The organism is Streptosporangium sp. NPDC023615, from assembly GCF_040640155.1.
Taxonomy (GTDB): Bacteria; Actinomycetota; Actinomycetes; order Streptosporangiales; family Streptosporangiaceae; genus Streptosporangium.
This window is the reverse complement of record NZ_JBFABE010000008.1, coordinates 176,993-194,286: the sequence shown is the minus strand read 5'-3', so window position 1 is coordinate 194,286 and position 17,294 is coordinate 176,993. Positions and strand designations below refer to the sequence as shown.

At 74.2% G+C, this 17,294-nt stretch carries 11 protein-coding genes; 3 read left to right on the top strand and 8 right to left on the bottom strand.

Annotated elements, in window-relative coordinates; genetic code table 11:
- The 4 genes from AB0G16_RS09555 to AB0G16_RS09540 form a co-directional block, all read right to left on the bottom strand.
- A partial coding sequence (locus AB0G16_RS09555) for an amino acid adenylation domain-containing protein (RefSeq protein ID WP_362801298.1) occupies positions 1-5,050 on the bottom strand: 5,050 nt, incomplete at its 3' end.
- Positions 5,051-5,229: 179 nt separating this feature from the next.
- The gene (locus tag AB0G16_RS09550; protein ID WP_362801295.1) at positions 5,230-7,635 is read right to left on the bottom strand and encodes an MMPL family transporter; all 2,406 of its coding nucleotides are present in this window, start codon (positions 7,633-7,635) and stop codon (positions 5,230-5,232) included.
- Positions 7,632-7,904 carry an acyl carrier protein gene (locus AB0G16_RS09545; RefSeq protein WP_362801292.1) on the bottom strand — a complete coding sequence of 91 codons (273 nt, stop codon included), beginning with the start codon at positions 7,902-7,904 and terminating at the stop codon, positions 7,632-7,634. The genes AB0G16_RS09550 and AB0G16_RS09545 overlap by 4 nt, the downstream gene beginning before the upstream one ends.
- 2 nt (positions 7,905-7,906) lie before the next feature.
- The gene (locus AB0G16_RS09540; RefSeq protein WP_362801289.1) at positions 7,907-9,823 is read right to left on the bottom strand and encodes an AMP-binding protein; all 1,917 of its coding nucleotides are present in this window, start codon (positions 9,821-9,823) and stop codon (positions 7,907-7,909) included.
- A gap of 296 nt (positions 9,824-10,119) precedes the next feature.
- Between AB0G16_RS09540 and AB0G16_RS09535 the strand changes: the two genes are divergently transcribed.
- A complete protein-coding gene (locus AB0G16_RS09535) occupies positions 10,120-11,016 on the top strand; it encodes a cation diffusion facilitator family transporter (protein ID WP_362801286.1) in 897 nt (298 codons plus the stop codon).
- Positions 11,017-11,126: 110 nt separating this feature from the next.
- Here AB0G16_RS09535 and AB0G16_RS09530 read toward each other — a convergent pair whose 3' ends face one another.
- Entirely contained in the window at positions 11,127-11,702 is a 576-nt protein-coding gene (locus AB0G16_RS09530) for a TetR family transcriptional regulator (protein ID WP_362801283.1), read from the bottom strand.
- Positions 11,703-11,783: 81 nt separating this feature from the next.
- Between AB0G16_RS09530 and AB0G16_RS09525 the strand changes: the two genes are divergently transcribed.
- Positions 11,784-13,370 carry an MDR family MFS transporter gene (locus AB0G16_RS09525; protein WP_362801280.1) on the top strand — a complete coding sequence of 529 codons (1,587 nt, stop codon included), beginning with the start codon at positions 11,784-11,786 and terminating at the stop codon, positions 13,368-13,370.
- Between the two features lie 159 nt (positions 13,371-13,529).
- Here the strand turns inward: AB0G16_RS09525 and AB0G16_RS09520 are convergent, their stop codons facing one another.
- The 3 genes from AB0G16_RS09520 to AB0G16_RS09510 all read right to left on the bottom strand — a co-directional run bounded on the left by AB0G16_RS09520 (position 13,530) and on the right by AB0G16_RS09510 (position 16,643).
- Positions 13,530-14,030, bottom strand: a complete 501-nt coding sequence (locus AB0G16_RS09520; protein WP_362801278.1) for an RICIN domain-containing protein — start codon at positions 14,028-14,030, stop codon at positions 13,530-13,532.
- 266 nt (positions 14,031-14,296) lie between these two features.
- Positions 14,297-15,403: a tetrahydrofolate dehydrogenase/cyclohydrolase catalytic domain-containing protein gene (locus tag AB0G16_RS09515; RefSeq protein WP_362801275.1), complete on the bottom strand. Its 1,107-nt coding sequence runs from the start codon at positions 15,401-15,403 to the stop codon at positions 14,297-14,299.
- A gap of 25 nt (positions 15,404-15,428) precedes the next feature.
- Positions 15,429-16,643 carry a pyridoxal phosphate-dependent aminotransferase gene (locus AB0G16_RS09510; protein ID WP_362801272.1) on the bottom strand — a complete coding sequence of 405 codons (1,215 nt, stop codon included), beginning with the start codon at positions 16,641-16,643 and terminating at the stop codon, positions 15,429-15,431.
- 280 nt (positions 16,644-16,923) lie between these two features.
- Here AB0G16_RS09510 and AB0G16_RS09505 point away from each other — a divergent pair, with 280 nt between their 5' ends.
- On the top strand, positions 16,924-17,229 hold the full coding sequence (locus AB0G16_RS09505; RefSeq protein WP_362801270.1) for a hypothetical protein: 306 nt from the start codon (positions 16,924-16,926) through the stop codon (positions 17,227-17,229).
- Positions 17,230-17,294 lie beyond the last annotated feature (65 nt).

The window sequence follows — 17,294 nt, the reverse complement described above, 5'->3', positions numbered from 1 at the left end:
ACGTCACATCGAGGGGACCCTCGATCTCCAGGACGAGCTGCGCCGTGTAGACGTCCGTCTCCAGCAGGGAGTGGAAGAACAGGCCGCGCTGGAGCGGGGCGAGCGGCCAGACGTCCTCGACGCCGGGACCCAGCGCGTCGAGGTCGTCCTGGGTGAGCGGGACCATGACGTCGCCGGGGGTGAGCCCGCCTCCGGTGTGCCGGGAGATGCCGGTCAGCGCCTCCGCCCAGGACGCGGCCAGCTCGTCGATCGCGTCGTCGGCGTGGCGCGCGGGGTCCCAGGTCCAGGTGACGCGCAGGACGTCGCCGAGGGCGATCGCGTCGATCTGGATGCCGTGCCTCAGCGGGGCGTCGTCGTCCCATCCGCCGGACAGTCCCTCGGCGACCGGCTCCCAGTCCCCGCCCGAGGGGGTGATCCGGCCGAGGTAGTTGAAGCCGATCTCCGGCCGGGGCAGGGCCGCGAGCACCGGCGCGGTGTCCGGGTTGAGGTGGCGCAGCAGGCCGTAGCCCAGCGGGTCGGGAAGGGCCCGGAGCTGCTCCTTCACCCGCTTGACGGCCTGCCCGGCGGCCTGCCCTCCGCGCGTCAGGTCGGCCCAGTCGAGGAGACCGGCGTCGAGCCTGACCGGGTGAACGACGGTGAACCAGCCCACGGTCCTCGACAGGTCCACGCCGGGGAGGAACTCGTGGCGGCCGTGCCCCTCCAGGTCGAGGAGGACGGATCTGCGCCCGCTCCACCTGGCGACCGCCGCCCCGAGCCCGGCGAGCAGCACCTCGTCGGGCCGCGCGTGGAAGGCCACGGCCACCCTGCCCAGCAGCGGCCCCGCCACCTCGGCGGGGATCTCCACGACCGCCTCCCGGCGTCCGCCCCACGTCCCCCGGCCGGGCCTGTCCCCCTCCCGGCGCTCCCGCTGCTCCCCGCGTCCCCCGTGCTCCCGGTGCTCCCGGTGCTCCCGGCGCTTCCCGCGTTCCCGGCGCCGTTCCGGTGACGGGGACGACGCCGGGGACAGCAGGGCGGTCCAGGCCGCCAGGTCGGCCACCCGCTCCGGGGTCACGGCCTCGTCGTGCAGCAGGCGTGCCCAGGTGCGCAAGGGGGTGGTGGGCGCGGGGAGGCGTACGGGCGTGTCCTTCCCGGCGGCGATCCAGGCCGTGAGAAGGTCGGGCAGCAGGATGCGCCAGGAGACGCCGTCGACCGCCAGGTGGTGGACGGTCAGCAGGAGCCGCCCGGACCGCTCGGGCCCGGGGTCGAACCAGACGACCCGCACCATCCGCCCGGCCCCGGGGTCCAGTTCCCCCCTGACGCGCTCCCTCTCCCGGACGACCACCGCGTCGAGCCCGCCGGGGGCATCGCCGCGGGTCCCGTCGGAGGCACCGCCGCAGCCCCCGCCGGCGCCCCCTTCAAAGGTCCCGTCGGAGGTTTCGAAGGCGTCGCCGCGGACCGCCACCCGGCGCACACAGTCCGCGGCGCGGACCGTTCCGGGCGGGGAGATCTCCAGCTCCGGTGTCCCGCGCTCCCGCGTGGACATGGGCGACTCCACCGGCGACTCCACCGGCACGGGCGGCGCGACCGTCCTGAGCCTCAGCGCGTCGTGGTGGTCCAGTACGGCCTGGAGCGCGGTCGTCAGGCGGGCGAGACCGAGCCCCGGTGGGACGCGGAGCAGCACGCTCTGGCTGAATCCGCCGATCGGCCCGCCGTCCTCGCCGAGCCAGGCGACGATCGGCGTCGGCGCGACGGCTCCACTACGCTCACCGGCCCTGTCACCCGAACCCGCCGGGCCGCCCGCATCGTCCGGGCCGCCCGCACCGCCCCCGCCACTCGCACCGGCGTCGCCGCTGACGCCGGCCGGGCCGCTCACACCGGCCGGGCCGCCGACGCCGTCCGCGCCGGCGGCCGTCCCCTCCGCGACGAGCGCGAGGGCCTCCGGGGTCTGGTGCCGGAAGACCTGCCGGGGGGTGAGGACGAGCCCGGCCTCGCGGGCCCGGGAGACGAGGCCGATGGCCAGGATGCTGTCGCCGCCCAGATCGAAGAAGCCGTCGTCGGCCCCTGCCCGGGGCAGGCCGAGCACCTCGGCGAACAGCCCGGTCAGCAGGCGCTCGCGATCGGTCAGCGGCTCGCGCCCGGAGGCCTCGACCCCGCGGCCCTCCTCACCGGGGGCGGGCAGGGCCTGCCGGTCGACCTTGCCGTTGGCGGTCAGCGGCATCGCGTCCAGCGTCATGATCGCGGCGGGCACCATGTACTCGGGCAGGGATCGCCTCAGGTGGGCGCGGAGCTCGTCGGCGTCCGCGCCGCCGGTCACGTACGCGACCAGCCGCGGGTCCGCCCCGGGCCCGCTCCCCGGGCCGAGCCCGGCGCGCCCGTCCGCGTCGCGGCGGACCAGCACCGCCACCTCGGCGACTCCCGGATGGGCGGCGAGGACGGCCTCGATCTCGCCCGGTTCGATGCGGAAACCGCGGATCTTCACCTGCCGGTCGGCGCGGCCGACGTACCGCAACTGCCCGTCGGCGTCCCAGGCGACCAGGTCGCCGGTACGGTACATCCGCTCGCCGGGCTCACAGGGATCGGCGACGAACCGCTCGGCGGTCAGGCCCGGCCGGTTCAGGTAACCGCGCGCCAGGCTCGGCCCCGAGACGTACAGCTCCCCGACCCGGCCGGGCGGGACGGGACGCAGCCCGGCGTCGAGCACCCGCAGGCGGGCGTCGTGGACGGGGCGGCCGATCGGGGTGTCGCCCGGGAAGGCCATGGGGTCGCCGACCGTGACGGCGACGGTGGTCTCGGTCGGGCCGTAGACGTTGATCATCCGGCGCCCGGCGGACCAGCGGCGGACCAGCTCGGGACGGCATGCCTCGCCACCGACCAGCAGCACGCGCAGATCGGGCAGGGCCCCACCCCCGTCCCCACCCCCGTCCCCGGTTCCCCCGGGTACGGTCGCCAGCGCGGCCGGGGTGACGAACGCGTGCGTGACGCGCGCCTCGGCGAGGAACCGGCCGAGCGGCTCGCCGCCGTACACGCCGGCGGGCGCCGGCAGCAGCGCCGCCCCCGCCGACAGCGCCATCAGCCACTCCAGCACCGCCCCGTCGAACCCGACGGAGGCGAACCCCAGGACGCGGCTGTCCGGCGTCACCGCGCACCTGTCGATCAGGGTACGCGCGAACGCGGACAGGCCCGCGTGGGTGACCACCACCCCCTTGGGGCGGCCGGTGGAGCCGGAGGTGTGGACGACGTAGGCCGGGTGACCGGGCAGCGGGCCGGTCACCGGGTCGGTGCCGGGCAGGCCCTCGCCGGTCCAGGTGTCCATCATGACGACCTCGACGCCGGGCGGCGGGCGGAGCCCGGCGTCGGCGCGGGTGACCACGACGGCCGGGGCGGCGTCGGCGAGCATCGCCTCCAGGCGCTCCGGCGGGTTGTCCGGGTCCAGCGGCAGGTAGGCGGCGCCGGACTTGAGGATGCCGACGAGCGCGACGACCGCGTCCGGCGAGCGGGGCACCGACAGGCCGACGTAGCGCTCGGGCCCGGCGCCGAGGGCGAGAAGACGGTGGGCCAGCCGGTTGGCCCGCGCGTTCAGCTCGGCGTAGGTGAGCTCGACGTCCCCCGCGGCGACGGCGAGGGCCCCGGGAGCGCGCCGTACCCGCTCCTCGAACAGGGAGACGGCGGTGGCGGGCGGTACGTGGCGGGGCGCGGTGCCCCAGTCGCCCAGGAGCGCGTGCTCGGACTCGTCGAGGAGGTCCACCGCGCCGACGCGGACGCCGGGACCGGCCTTGACGGCGCGGGCCAGGAAACGCAGGAAGCGGCCGTGGTGGTCGGCGAGCACGGCCTCGGCGTACAGGTCGGGGTGACCGTCGAAGTCGACGCGGACGCCGCGCCCGGCCGAGCCGTCGTAGACGTTGATCGACAGGTCCTCGACCGGGCCGGTGCGCAGCGGGTGCGCGAAGGCGGGGTGGCCGGCGAAGCTCAGCTCGTGGTCGGAGCGCATGATGTTGACGACCGGCCCGAACAACCGCCCGCCCAGGGTGGCGCGCAGCTCCCGCCTCAGGTCCTCGTACCGGTAGCGCTGGTGCATCAGCAGCCGCCCGACCTCCCGGTTGACCTGGCCGGTCAGCTCGCCGAGGGTCGTCCGGGCCGGGACGTCCAGGCGGAGCGGGAGCACGTTGGAGAGCATGGCCGGGGTGTGCCGGGCGGCGGGCGTGGCCCTGGCGGGGACGGCCAGCCCGAGGACCGCCTCCGGGGAGCCGGTCAGGCGCCCGGCGAAGGCCGCGACCGCCGCGATCACGAGCCCCGGGACGGACGTGCCGTGCGCGAGCGCGGCCTCGGCGAGGGCGGCGGCGTCCGGTTCGGCGGGCGTGCCGGTGCACCGGTGGAACCGTGCCGTGGCGTCCGTGCCGCCCATGCCGCCCATGCCGCCCACGCCTCCCGCGCCGCCCGCGCCGCCCGCCGTGTCGCCCGCGCCGCCGGCGCCTCCCGCGCCTCCCGCGTGGAGGGTGGGCACCGAGGTCAGCCCGGCGAGCTTGCCGTGCCAGTGGCGGCGGTCGGCCTCGAAGCGGGCCGAGGCGCGGTAGGCGGCGTCCTCCTCCAGCAGGGCGGCCAGCGGCCCGAAGGCCGCGGGGCCGGGGTCGCGGGCCTCGGACAGCGCGGTGTAGACCTCGGCGAGACGCGCGGCGATCATCGGCCCGCTGTAGCCGTCCATGACGACGTGGTGGCAGCGCAGGTACCACAGGTGGTGGTCGGGGGCGATCCTGAACAGGGCGGTGGCCACGAGGTCGTCCTCGCGGAACGGCGAGCTCAGGTCGGCCCGCATCCACTCCAGCGCGGCCTTCTCGTCCCCGGTGTCGAGGAACGGGCAGGGCACCTCCCGTCTCTCGACGACCTGCTCGGCGGCCCGCCCGGCGCCGGTGATCCTCAGGTGCAGGGCGTCGACCTCGGCCGCGGCGAACCGCACGGCCGAGGCGAAGAGCGCGGGGTCGACGGGACCGCGGATCTCCACGTACTGGGCGATGTGCAGCGGTTCACCGGGGATGATCCGCTGGGCGTCCCATATTCCACTCTGCGCCGCGGACAATGGCAGGGGGGAATTCGTACCGAACACCATCGCCACGCTTTCCATCTGGGCGGAAAAATGCCTGATGGGTGCGTATCAGCACCTTGAATAAGCAGAAACGCATTGTGTATGCATATCCGCTGACTTTGTTACCGGGAAGTAAATCACAGGTGCGATCCGCCTAGCAATGAAGCCCTTTATCAATTACCGCTAAAGTCTCCTCCCACTTTTTCGCGCTTCATCAGGACGACCTTGCCGGAACCGAGCGTCACCCGGGGCCGCACCAGCCGCCGCGGCCTGAGCATCACCCGCGGCCGGACCACCGGCCCCGGCCTCGGGCGCGGGCGCGGCCCGCCGCGCCACCAGCGCGTCCCCCTGGCCAGACGGCCCGGCCACCAGACCGCGTCGCCCACGTCCAGGGTGAGCGCGGTCACCAGGACCGACCGGACGACCATCGTGTCCAGCAGCACGCCCACGGCCACCGCGAAGGCGAGCTGGACGGTCTGGGTCAGCGGGAGCACCACCAGCACCGCGAAGGTCCCGGCGAGCACCACCCCGGCGGAGGTGATCACGCCGCCGGTGGCGCCCAGGCCGAGGACCGCGCTGCGCTCCGTGCTGTGGCGGTGGGCCTCCTCCCGTACGCGGTGCATGAGGAAGATGTTGTAGTCGACGCCGAGCGCCACCAGCAGGACGAAGACCAGCAGCGCGAAGCCCTGGTCCACCCCGGCGAAGCCGAACAGGTGGGTGAAGACCAGCGCGCTGACGCCGAGCGTGGCCAGGAACGACAGCACCACCGTGGCCAGCAGCAGCAGGGGCGCGACGAGCGCGCGCAGCAGCGCCGCCAGCACCGTCAGGACGACCAGCAGCACCAGCGGGATGATCACCGCCCGGTCCCGTCGCGCCCCGCGCTCCAGGTCGGCGACGAGCGCCACGTTGCCCCCCACGTTGACGTCGGGGGCGGCTATCGCCCGCAGCCGGTCGCGCAGGGCGAGCACCTGGCGCTGCCCGGCCTCCTCGTCGGCGGCCGCGCGCAGGCTCACGTTGAGCAGGACGTCACCGCGGCCCGCCGACCCCAGCGTGATCGCGGTGACCTCGGGCCTCCGGGCGACGTCCACGACCACGTCCCTGACGTGGCGTTCGGTGACGACCACCTGGACCGGGTCGGCCGCGCCCGAGGGGAAGTGCCGCTTCGCCGCCTCCTGGCCGAGGACCGAGTCGGGCCGGGAGAGGAAGACGTCGGCGTTGCCCAGCCCGCCCGCGCGGTAGGAGACCAGCCCGCACGCGCACAGGCACAGGCCGAGGACGGTGACGACCCACACCCGCCTCGGGTTCGCCCGGATCCTGTCTCCCAGGGCGCCCCACCGGCCGCGGTCGGCGGGCGGCCGTACGGCGTCCGGGTCGTGACGCGGGACGAGCGGCCAGAAGATCCAGCGCCCGAACACCACCATGACGGCGGGCAGCAGGGTCATCATGGCGAGCATCGCGCTCGCCACCCCGACCGCGGAGACCGGGCCGAGCCCCCGGGTGGAGTTGAGCTCGGCCACCACCAGGCAGAGCAGCGCGGCGATCACCGTCGCGGCGCTCGCCAGCACCGCGGGCCCGGCCCGGCGCAGCGCCGTCGCCATCGCCTCGTGCCGGTCGGCGTGCCCGCGCAGCTCCTCGCGGTAGCGGGCGACGACGAGCAGCGCGTAGTCGGTGCCGGCGCCGATCACCAGGACCATGAGCAGCGAGACCGCCACGCTGCTGACCGTGATCACGCCCGCGGATGCGAGCACCTGGTTGGCGCCCATCGCGACGACCAGCCCGGCCAGTACGGCGCCCAGAGGGAAGAGCCACAGGACGACGCTGCGGTAGGTCACCAGCAGCACCACCACGGCCACGCCCAGCGCGGCCAGCAGCAGGTCGGTGTCCACGGTCGAGAACACCGCCAGCGCGTCGGCCTGGAAGCCGACCAAGCCGGTGACGTACCCGGACAGCCCGGCCGGGCGGCCCTCGTCGACGACCCGGCGGATCCGCTCGACGACCTCGGCCGTCTCCCTTCCGCCGCGGTCCTTGACGATCACGACGACCTGGGCGGCCTCGCCGTCGGCGGACCGCTGCGTGGCGATCAGCCTGACCGTCCGGGTGAGCCGGGGCGGGTGGAACTTCAGCTCGACCGCCCGCAGCGGCTCGGGCAGCCGCCCCCGCGCGTCCCGGTAGGGGGCGAGCTCCCACTCGAACTCCTCGCGGGAGAAGGTCCTGCCGCCGGTGGGGGTGGGCATCTCGGCCACCACTCCGCTCACGCCGGCGAGGGCCTTCACGTCCCTGGCGATCTCGGCGTCGTCGGCCGCGCCGAGGCCGCCGGGCCGCTCGTAGACGATCGTCGCCGGGGAGAGGTTCTCCCCCCGCATGCCCAGGACGCGCCTGACGGCCTGCGCGGAGTCGGCTCCGGCGGGCAGGTAGGCGGCGATGTCGTCCTTCTGCACCGACTCCAGCCGCCCGGCCAGGGGGCCGGCCAGCGCGACGACGCCCAGCCAGACGAGCAGCACCGCCCACTTCGTGCGCCGTCCGCAGACCAGCCCGGCGAGGACGGCCCCGGCCGCCGAGAACCGTTCCGCTCCCCTCACCGGTTCGCGCTCAGCCTTCCCAGCAGGTGGTCGGCGATGGCCGCGACGGTCGGGTGCTCCCAGGTGAGGGTCGGCTCGACCTGCAGCCCGTACTCGGCCTCGATGTCGCCGCACAGACCGAGGGAGTAGACCGAGTCCATGCCGTACCGGGCGATGGGCACCAGCGGGTCGATCTCCCCGGGAGGGCGCCCGACGTAGGAGGCGACCCGGGCCGTCAGCCAGCCGCGGACGGCGTCGGCCCCGGCCCCGGCCCCGGTGTCAGCGGACATGTTCAGGCTCCTTCGGACGAGACGCGCGCGTCGGCCAGGGAGGGCACGCGCACGCCGGTTCCCCGCCGGACGCGCGCGGCGACGGCCGCGGTGAACTCGGCGTGCACGACGGGCAGCGCCCCGCCCAGCAGCAGTTCGCGGGTACGGGACCGCTGGATCTTGCCGCTGGTGGTCTTGCCCACCCCGCCGCGCTCGACCAGCGCCACGCTCATCGACGGCAGCCCGAAGGCGCCGGCCAGCGTGCCCTGCACGCCACGGGCGAGCTCCCCGGCCGGGACGTCGAGGCCCCGCTCGCGGACCTCCTGGACGAGCACCACGTGCTCGTCCCCGGCCCGCACCCCGAAGGCCGCGGCGGCGCCCAGCGAGGGGTGCACCCGCCGGGCGGCCTCCTCCAGGTCCTGGGGGTAGAGGTTGCGCCCGTTGACGATGACCACGTCCTTGATGCGGCCGGTGACGTACAGCTCGCCGTCCAGCAGGAAGCCCAGGTCCCCGGTACGCAGGAACGGCCCCTCCCCGGCGGGGGTGTACCCGCCGAAGGCGTCGCGGGTGGCGTCCTCGCGCCGCCAGTACCCCCGCGCGACACTCTCGCCGCGCACCCAGAGCTCGCCGATCCGGCCCTCCGGCAGCTCGGCGCCGCTACCGGGATCGACGACGCGGACCGACATGCTGATCGGCCGGCCGCAGCCGACCAGCTCCACCCCCCGGCCCTCCGGTCTCTCACCGCCCGCCGCCGGGTCCGGGGCGGAGCCCGCCACGGGCACCGGCCCGGGAGCCGCCGTGAGGACCGGCCCGGGGTCGGCCGTGGGGACCGGCCCGGGAGCCACCCTGGGGACCGGCCCGGGGTCCGTCACGGGGACCGCCTCGTGCCGCTCCAGAGCGGCGGCGTCGAAGCGGCGGACGAGCGGCCCCTGTCCCAGCGGGGTGGCGGTGATCACCAGTGTCGCCTCGGCCATGCCGTAGGCCGGGGCCCACGCCTTCTCGCTGAAGCCCACGGCCCCGAAGCGGCGCACCATGGCCCGCAGCGTGCCGGTGCGCACCGGCTCGGCACCGTTGAGCGCGAAGCGCAGGCCGGACAGGTCGAGCCCGGCCAGCTGGGCGTCGGTGACCCGGGTCGCGCACCAGTCGTAGGCGAAGTCGGGCGCGACGGTGTACTCGGCCCGGTAGCGGCCGATCATCTCCAGCCAGAGCGCGGGGCGCATCACGAAGGCGATCGGCGAGGCGAAGTAGAGGTCGCCACCGGCGTAGACGGGCTGGAGCAGCATGCCGACCAGGCCCATGTCGTGGTAGTGCGGCAGCCAGCCCACCCCGACGCCCTCACGGGGGGAGCCGATCGCCCGCCAGATCTCCCGCTCGTTGTGCAGCAGGTTGGCGTGCGTGATCATGACGCCCCGGGGCTCGCTGGTGGAGCCGGAGGTGTACTGCAGGTAGGCGAGGGTGCCCGGCCCGATCTCCGGCTCCGTCCAGGCGTCGGGATCGGGCAGGTCGAGGGCGTCGGTGGCCACGCACTCGACCGTGCCGTCCAGGCCGACCTCGCGCAGCCACGCGCCGAGCACGGGCAGGTCGGCCGAGCCGGTGAGCACCAGCCGTACCCCGGCGTCCTTGATGATCTTCTCGGCCCGTTCCAGCGCGCGGGGGTCGGTCTGCGGCAGCGGTGAGGGGACCGCCACCACCCGCGCGTACAGGCAGCCGAGGAAGGCGCCCAGGAACTCCAGCCCGGCCGGGTGGAGCAGCAGCGCCGTCCGGTCCGCCATCCCCCGGTCCGCCAGCCACGCGCCGATCGACCTCGCCCGCGCGTCCAGCTCGGTGAAGGTCAGGCGCCCGGATTCGGCGAGCTCGCCCCTGCGGTCCGTGACGAACGTGTACGACCGCCCGTGCCCGTGCCGGTCCACCTGCTCACGAACCCTCTGCACGAAGGACATCGGATCACTCCCGGGACGGCGAGAGACCCCAAGATAGGAGGAAAGACCAGGCAGGCCCAGGTCCGGGCCGCACAAGCTCGTCATCGCTTTTACGCCGAAAGTTAGTATCTTCCCCTCACCCGCCGGGCGCGCGGGTTCTCGGTGGCGCGGACGAGGTCACCGGCGCGATCGTCCCCCCGCCCGTCCGCCCGCCGGCCCGGCGCGGGGCGTGGCCGGGACGCCGGATCTTGCCGTGTTAGGCTGGCCTTGCTTAACATATGAGCATCTGTTCAGGTATTGGCGAAGTGGATCTTACGATGGGTCACGGGCACGGACACGGGCACGGCGCGAACACCGACCGCCGCTACCTCGCGGGGGCGCTCGTCCTGCTGCTCGCCTTCATGGCGGCAGAGGTCGTCATCGGCATCGCCGCCAACTCCATCGCGCTGATCTCCGACGCCGGGCACATGCTCACCGACGCCGCGGCGATCGCGCTCGCGCTGGTCGCGATGCGGATGGCCGCCCGCCCGGCCCGCGGCGCCTACACCTTCGGCTGGAAGCGCGCCGAGATCATCTCCGCGGCGATCAACGGGCTGACCTTCGTGGCGCTCGTCGTCTACTTCGTCTACGAGGGCGTACGGCGGCTCGTCGAACCCCCCGAGGTCCAGGGCGCCCTGGTCCTCGTCACGGCGCTGGCCGGGATCGCGGTCAACGCCGCCGCCGCCTGGCTCATCGCCAGGGCCGACCGGAGCAGCCTCAACGTCGAGGGGGCGTTCCAGCACATCCTCAACGACATGTACGCCTTCGTGGCCACCGCGGTCGCGGGCGCGGTCGTCTGGCTGACCGGGTGGGGGCGGGCCGACGCGATCGCCGCCCTGGTCGTCGCCGCCCTGATGGCCAAGGCCGCCTACGGCCTGCTGCGCGACTCCGGGCGCATCCTGTTCGAGGCCGCGCCCGAGGGGGTGAACCCGGTCGAGGTGAGCGCCGCCCTCGGCGCCCACCCGGCCGTGACGGGCGTGGAGGACCTGCACGTCTGGACGGTGACCAGCGGGTTCCCCGCGCTCTCGGCACACGTGACCGTCGTCGCGGGCGGCGACTGCCACCTGGTCCGCCGCGAGCTGGCCGCGCTGCTGCACGAACGCTTCCACATCGACCACACCACCCTGCAGGTCGACCACGTCCCCGGCACCGCGTGCCGGCTCACCACCGGCTGACCACCGGCCGGCCCGCACCCCGGATCGACCCGCACCCCGGACCGCACCCCGGCCCGTGCGACCGCGCCTCAGGCCACCGTGACCGTGCCCCGGACCGCCGTGACCATGCCTCAGGCCACCGGTGCCGGGACCGCCAGGCAGGCCTCGAAGACGACGGTGAGCCGGGCGATCACGGCCTCCCGGTCGGGGGTCCCCACGGCGTCGGGGCCGTAGAGCTGGCGCATCGTCCCGGTCCCGGTGATCAGGGCGGTGGCGATCGTCGCCCGGAACACCGCGTCCGGCCCGGGGAGCAGCGCGGCCAGCGGCTGGAGGATCGCCGTGCCGACCCGGTCACGGATGATCTCGTGGATCTCCGGGCAGCCCGACGACCTGATGAGCGCCGCCACCACCGGGCTCCCCTGGTCCGAGAAGAGCCGTTCGGCCACGTACTCGGCCAGCCGGCGGGGAAGCTCGTCCTGCGGGCCGTCCAGGATGCCGGGGAAGCGCCCCTGCATCGCGAGCACCTCCGCGAAGAGCTCCCGCTTGCTCCCGAAGTAGCGGTTGATCAGAGCGATGTTGGCGCCCGCCTCGGCGGAGATCAACCGCATCGTCACCTGGTCGTAGCCCAGGTCGGCGAAGAGGCGGCGGGCGGCCTCCAGGATGCGACGCCTGGTGCCCTCCCTGTCGCGCTGCCGTGTCTCGTCCACCTGACCGATCCTTCCAGATTTGACGGGTAAACAAGCGTCTACTAACTTCATGTGTACTGTACATGCATTGGGGGACGGTTCATGCTGACCGAACAACAGGTCCAGGCCGAGGCGGCACCGCGTTTCACGCACAGGCAGGTGCTGGAGATCCTGGCCGGCCTGATGCTCGCCATGCTGACGTCGATGATCTCGACGTCCGTGGTGGGAACCGCGTTGCCGACCATCGTCGGCACGCTCGGCGGTCAGGACCAGCTCGCCTGGGTGGCCAGCGCGACCCTGCTGACCATGACGGCCTCCACGCCGATCTGGGGCAAGCTCTCCGACCTCTACGGCCGCAAGCTCATGTTCCAGGTCTCCCTGGTCGTCTTCGCGCTCTCCTCCATCGCGGCGGGCTTCTCCCAGGACATGGGCCAGCTCATCGCGGCCCGCGCGATCCAGGGCATCGGCGCCGGCGGCCTGGCCGCACTGCCCCAGATCATCCTCGGCGACGTGGTGGAACCCCGTGAGCGGGGCCGCTACTCCGGCTACATCGGCGCGGTCTTCGGCGTCTCGACCGTGGCCGGGCCGCTGCTCGGCGGGTTCATCGTGGACAACATGTCCTGGCGCTGGACGTTCTGGATCTGCGTGCCGCTGGCCCTGGTGGCGTTCGTCGTCATCCAGAGGGTACTGAAGCTGCCGTTCACCCGCCGCGACACCAAGGTCGACTGGTGGGGCGCGACCTTCATCACCGGCGGCACCACCGCCTTGATGCTGCTCCTCTCCCTGGGCGGCCAGGAGTTCGACTGGAACTCCTCCTGGACCTACGTCCTGGGCGGGCTCAGCGTGGCGATGTTCGGTCTGGCGGTCCTCGCCGAGCGCAAGGCGACCGACCCGATCCTGCCGCCCCACATGTTCCGCGACCGCACGTTCGTGCTCACCTCCGCCGCCTCCCTGCTGGTCGGCGCGTCGATGTTCGGCGCGCTGATGTTCCTGCCGCAGTACCTGCAGATCGTCAAGGGCATGAGCCCCACCGGCTCGGGCCTGATGACCCTGCCGCTGGTGCTCGGCCTGCTCGTCTCCTCGATCCTGGTCGGCCGGTTCGTCACCAGGACCGGCCGGTGGAAGATCTTCCCCGTCGTCGGCATGGTGCTGGTCGCGCTCGGCCTGTTCCTGCTCTCCCGGCTGCACGTCGACAGCTCGCTGATCGTCGGCGGCGTCGACAACGTGGTGCTCGGCGTCGGCCTCGGCGCCTCCATGCAGATCCTGATCCTGGCCGCGCAGAACGCGGCGAGCCGGAGCGACCTGGCCTCGACCACCTCCGGCGTGTCGTTCTTCCGCTCCCTGGGCGGCGCGGTGGGCGTCGCGGCCTTCGGCGCGATCCTGTCCAACCGGCTCAGCGCCGAGCTGATCTCCCTCGCCAGGGAGGCGAAGCTGCCGCTGACCGGCGGGGGCGTCCCCAGCCTCGGTTCCCCGGACGCCATCCACGCCCTCCCCGCCCCGCTCCTGGAGATCATCCTGGAGGCCTTCACCCGGGCGATGAGCGCGGTCTTCCTGGTCGGCGTCCCGATCGCCCTGCTCGCCGCGGTGGCCGCCCTGATGGTCAAGGAGATCCCGCTGCGCTCGGCCGGGACCGCCACGCCGGCGCCGGGCACCGGCCCGTCCGCCCCGGCGGTCCCCTCCGGCGACTGACCCCCCGGAGGCCCCTCCGGGGGTTCCACCGTCCCGCGCCACACCGCCGGCGTCCGGCGGTCCATCGTCCGGCGGTCCATCGTCCGCCCGGGGCCGGTCCCGCTCTCCGGCCGGTCCCGGGCCTTCTCGTCCCCTCGCGCCGCAGGGGCGGCACGCCCCTCAGAGGGTCCATTTCTGGTTGGCCCAGCCGTTGCAGTCCCACAGCTGCACCTTGGTGCCGTTGGCGTTGATCGTCCCGAGATCGGCGTCCAGGCACCGGCCGTTGTGCATGCTGTAGATCGTGTGACTGGTCGCGTCGTAGATCCACTTCTGGTTGGTCCAGCCGTTGCAGTCCCACAGCTGCACCTTGGTGCCGTTGGCGTTGATCGTCCCGAGATCGGCGTCCAGGCACCGGCCGTTCTCCCGGCTGTGGATCGTGTGGCTGGAGACGTCGTAGCTCCAGGACTGGTTGTCCCAGCCGTTGCAGCCCCACAACTGCACCTTGGTGCCGTTCGGCCCGATGGTCCCCAGGTCGGCGTCCAGGCAGCGCCAGTTCTGGTGGCTGCGGATCGGCCCCCAGGCCGCACCGGAGTCCATGACGGGCGCCGAGGCCGGAACGAACGCCGAGCACCCCAGCACGATCGCCGCCACCGTCGCCGACAGCTTCACTCTCCGTCGCATCGCCGATGCTCCCCCTTCTTCGAGTACGAATCCCCGTGAGCCCCCGCGACCTCCTTCGCGGTACGGGGCGGAGAGCGGCGCGACCGGACGAACCCCACCCGGACCGCCCGGCGGCGCGCGTACCGCTCCCACGGGAGCGCGTGGCCGTCACTCTCCGGAGCAGAAGGTACACGCAGTGGGATCGGTTCCGGGGCGGCGACACGGTGTCGCGACACGGTGTCGCGACACGCCGGCGTCCCGGGGGCGGCCGCCGGAGAGACGGATCGCTAGCGGACGCCGCCCTGCGGGGAGTCCCCGGGCCGGGCCGCCTCCGAACCGCCCGGGGAGCCCGCGGCGCGCTCGGCCGCCGTGATCGCGTTGCGGAACAGCATCGCGACCGTGGTGGGACCGACCCCGCCGACCCTGGGGGTGATGGCCCCGGCCACCCGGGCGCAGGACTCGTCGACGTCGGGCAGCAGCCGCCTGCCCTCGTAGCGCACGCCACCGCCGACGACCACGGCGCCGGGCTTGACGTGCTCGGGCCTGACGATGCCGGGAACCCCGGCGGCGGCCACCAGGACGTCGGCCCGGAGGGTGTAGCGGGGCCAGTCGCTCACCCCGGTGTGCACGACGGTGACGGCCGCGTTGGCCGTGGGGCGCTTCTGCGCCAGGAGGATCGAGAGGGGACGTCCGAGCGTGGCGCCGCGCCCGAGGACGACCACCTCCCTCCCGGCGACCGGGACGTCGTGGAAGGCCAGCAGCGCCTCGATCCCGGCGGGGGTGCACGGCAGCGGGCCGGGCAGCTCCAGCGCCAGCCGCCCGATGTTGAGCGGGTGCATGCCGTCGACGTCCTTGTCCGGGTCCATCACCTGGAGCGCCCGGTCGTAGTCGAGGTGACGGGGAACGGGGTGCTGCACGAGCAGGCCGTGCACCGCGGGATCGTCGTTGAAGGCGGCGATGACCGCGTGCAGGTCCGCCTGCGTGGCGTCGGCGGGCAGGTGCTCGTGCGGCGAGGCGAAGCCGAGCTCGGCGGCCTGCCGCTGCTTGATGCGGATGTACCCGGCGCTGGCGTCGTCGTCGCCGACCAGGACCGTGGCCAGGCTCGGGACGACGCCCGCGCGGGTCAGGGCGGCCGCCCGCGCGGCCACGTCGGCGAGGATCCGCTCCGCGACCGGGCCGCCGGGAAGCAACCGGGCCTGACGGCCGCCGTGCTCGTCGTGCTCGCCGTGACCGGGGCGCTCGCCGTGCTCACCCTGGGCGGGGTGCTCGTCGTGGCCGGGGTGCCCGTCGCCGGGCGTGGGAACGTTCGATACGGACCGGGACATGCGCGTCCTCTCGGCGTGGGCGCCCAGGCGGTCGACTCCCACGACGAGCTCCCCGATGGTTGATGCCATCCCCTTGCCGCCAGTCGCGTCCCTCCTAGGATGCCCGATCGGCGTCCCCCGGGTCGAACCCTCCCCCGCCGCCGGCGCCGCCGAGCCTGGTCAGGCGGCTCACCGCCTCGTCGATGACCTCGTCCTTCTTGCAGAAGGCGAAGCGCACGAAGTGGCTGCCGCGCTCGGGGCGGGCGTAGAAGACCTGGGTCGGGATGGCGACCACCCCGGCCAGGGACGGCAGCTCCCGGGTCAGGGCGAGACCGTCGGTGAAGCCGAGGGGGCGGATGTCGGTCTGCACGAAGTAGGTCCCCGCCGGGCGGTACACCTCGAAGCCCGCGGCCGACAGCCCGGCGGTCAGCCGGTCGCGCTTGGACTCCAGGTCGGCCCGGAGCGAGGCGACCCAGCCCAGTTCGTGGCGCAGCGCGTGGGCCGCGGCGAGCTGCCATGGCGCGGCGGCGGTGAAGGTGAGGAACTGCTTGACCGTCTGCACGGCCCGGACGAGGTCGGCCGGGCCGCAGATCCAGCCGGTCTTCCAGCCGGTGACCGAGAACGTCTTGCCCGCGGAGGAGATCATCACGGTGCGCTCGCGCATGCCCGGCAGGGTGGCCGGCGGGATGTGCTCGACGCCGTCGAAGGTGAGGTGCTCGTAGACCTCGTCGGTGACGGCCGTCAGGTCGTGCTCCCGGCACAGCGCCGCGATCTCCTCCAGCTCGGCGCGGGTGAAGACCGTCCCGGTGGGATTGTGCGGGGAGTTGACCAGGACGAGCCGGGTGCGCGGCCCCACGGCGGCCCGCAGCTCGGCCGGGTCGAAGGTGAAGCGGCCCTGGTCCGGGCGCAGGGTGACCGGGCGGAGCACCGCCCCGGCGAGGGCGACGGAGGCGGCGTAGGAGTCGTAGTACGGCTCGAAGACGATCACCTCGTCGCCGGGCTCGCAGAGCGCCAGGACCGTCGCGGCGATGGCCTCGGTGGCACCGACCGTGACGAGGATCTCCCCGTCGGGGTCGTAGTCGAGGCCGTAGTGGTCCTTGCGATGCTCGGAGACGGCCCGGCGCAGCTCGGGGACGCCCGGCCCCGGAGGGTACTGGTTGGCGCCCTCCCGGATCGCCGACACCGCGCGCTCCAGCATGGCCGCCGGTCCGTCGGTGTCGGGGAAGCCCTGTCCCAGGTTGATCGATCCCGTCCGCGCGGCCAGCGCCGACATCTCGGCGAAGATGGTCGTGCCGAACCCGCGCATCCGCGCCACCAGAGGGTCATTCACGCGCTCCAGCGTAGTCCCCGTCCCGCCCCGGGGCCCGGGTGAGGAGGACCGGCGAAGGTCCGCGAAAGGTCCGCGAAGGTCGCACCGGGGCCACGCGGCGGCGATCCGGGACGCGCGGAGGGGGCCGGGACCACGCGGAGACGGCCGGGACCACGCGGAGACGGCCGGGCTGGTCCGTGCCGTCCGCGGGGGAGGAACCCCGGCACGGGATTTTCCGTCCCCGTGGGGCATGACGCCTGCCCCGCGGGCAGGGGGAGTGGACACGGAGAGGAGAAAGGCCATGCGGGCACGTGGCGAACCCTCGGTCGCGGCTTCGGGCGAGTGGAGGGACGAGGAGGGCACGCGGATGCCGGCGGGCGAGGCCCACGCCTGGCGGCCGGGAACGAACCAGACGCTGTGCGGCCTGGCGCTGAGCCGGTCCCGGCTGCTGCGGTTCCACCACGTCCCGTGGACGGACGTGTTCCCGGAGTCGGGGGGCGCCGCCGAGGAGATACGGCGGGTCTGCCCGAGGTGCCGGGCGGCGGCCGGGGGCCGTTCCGAGCGCGGCTGGAGCAGGAGCTGGCGCCGGGACTCCCCCCGGCCCTGACGCCCGCGAACGGTGCCCTCACGGGCACCGGTCGCTCCGAACCCGGGTCCCGGCGTGCCGCCCGG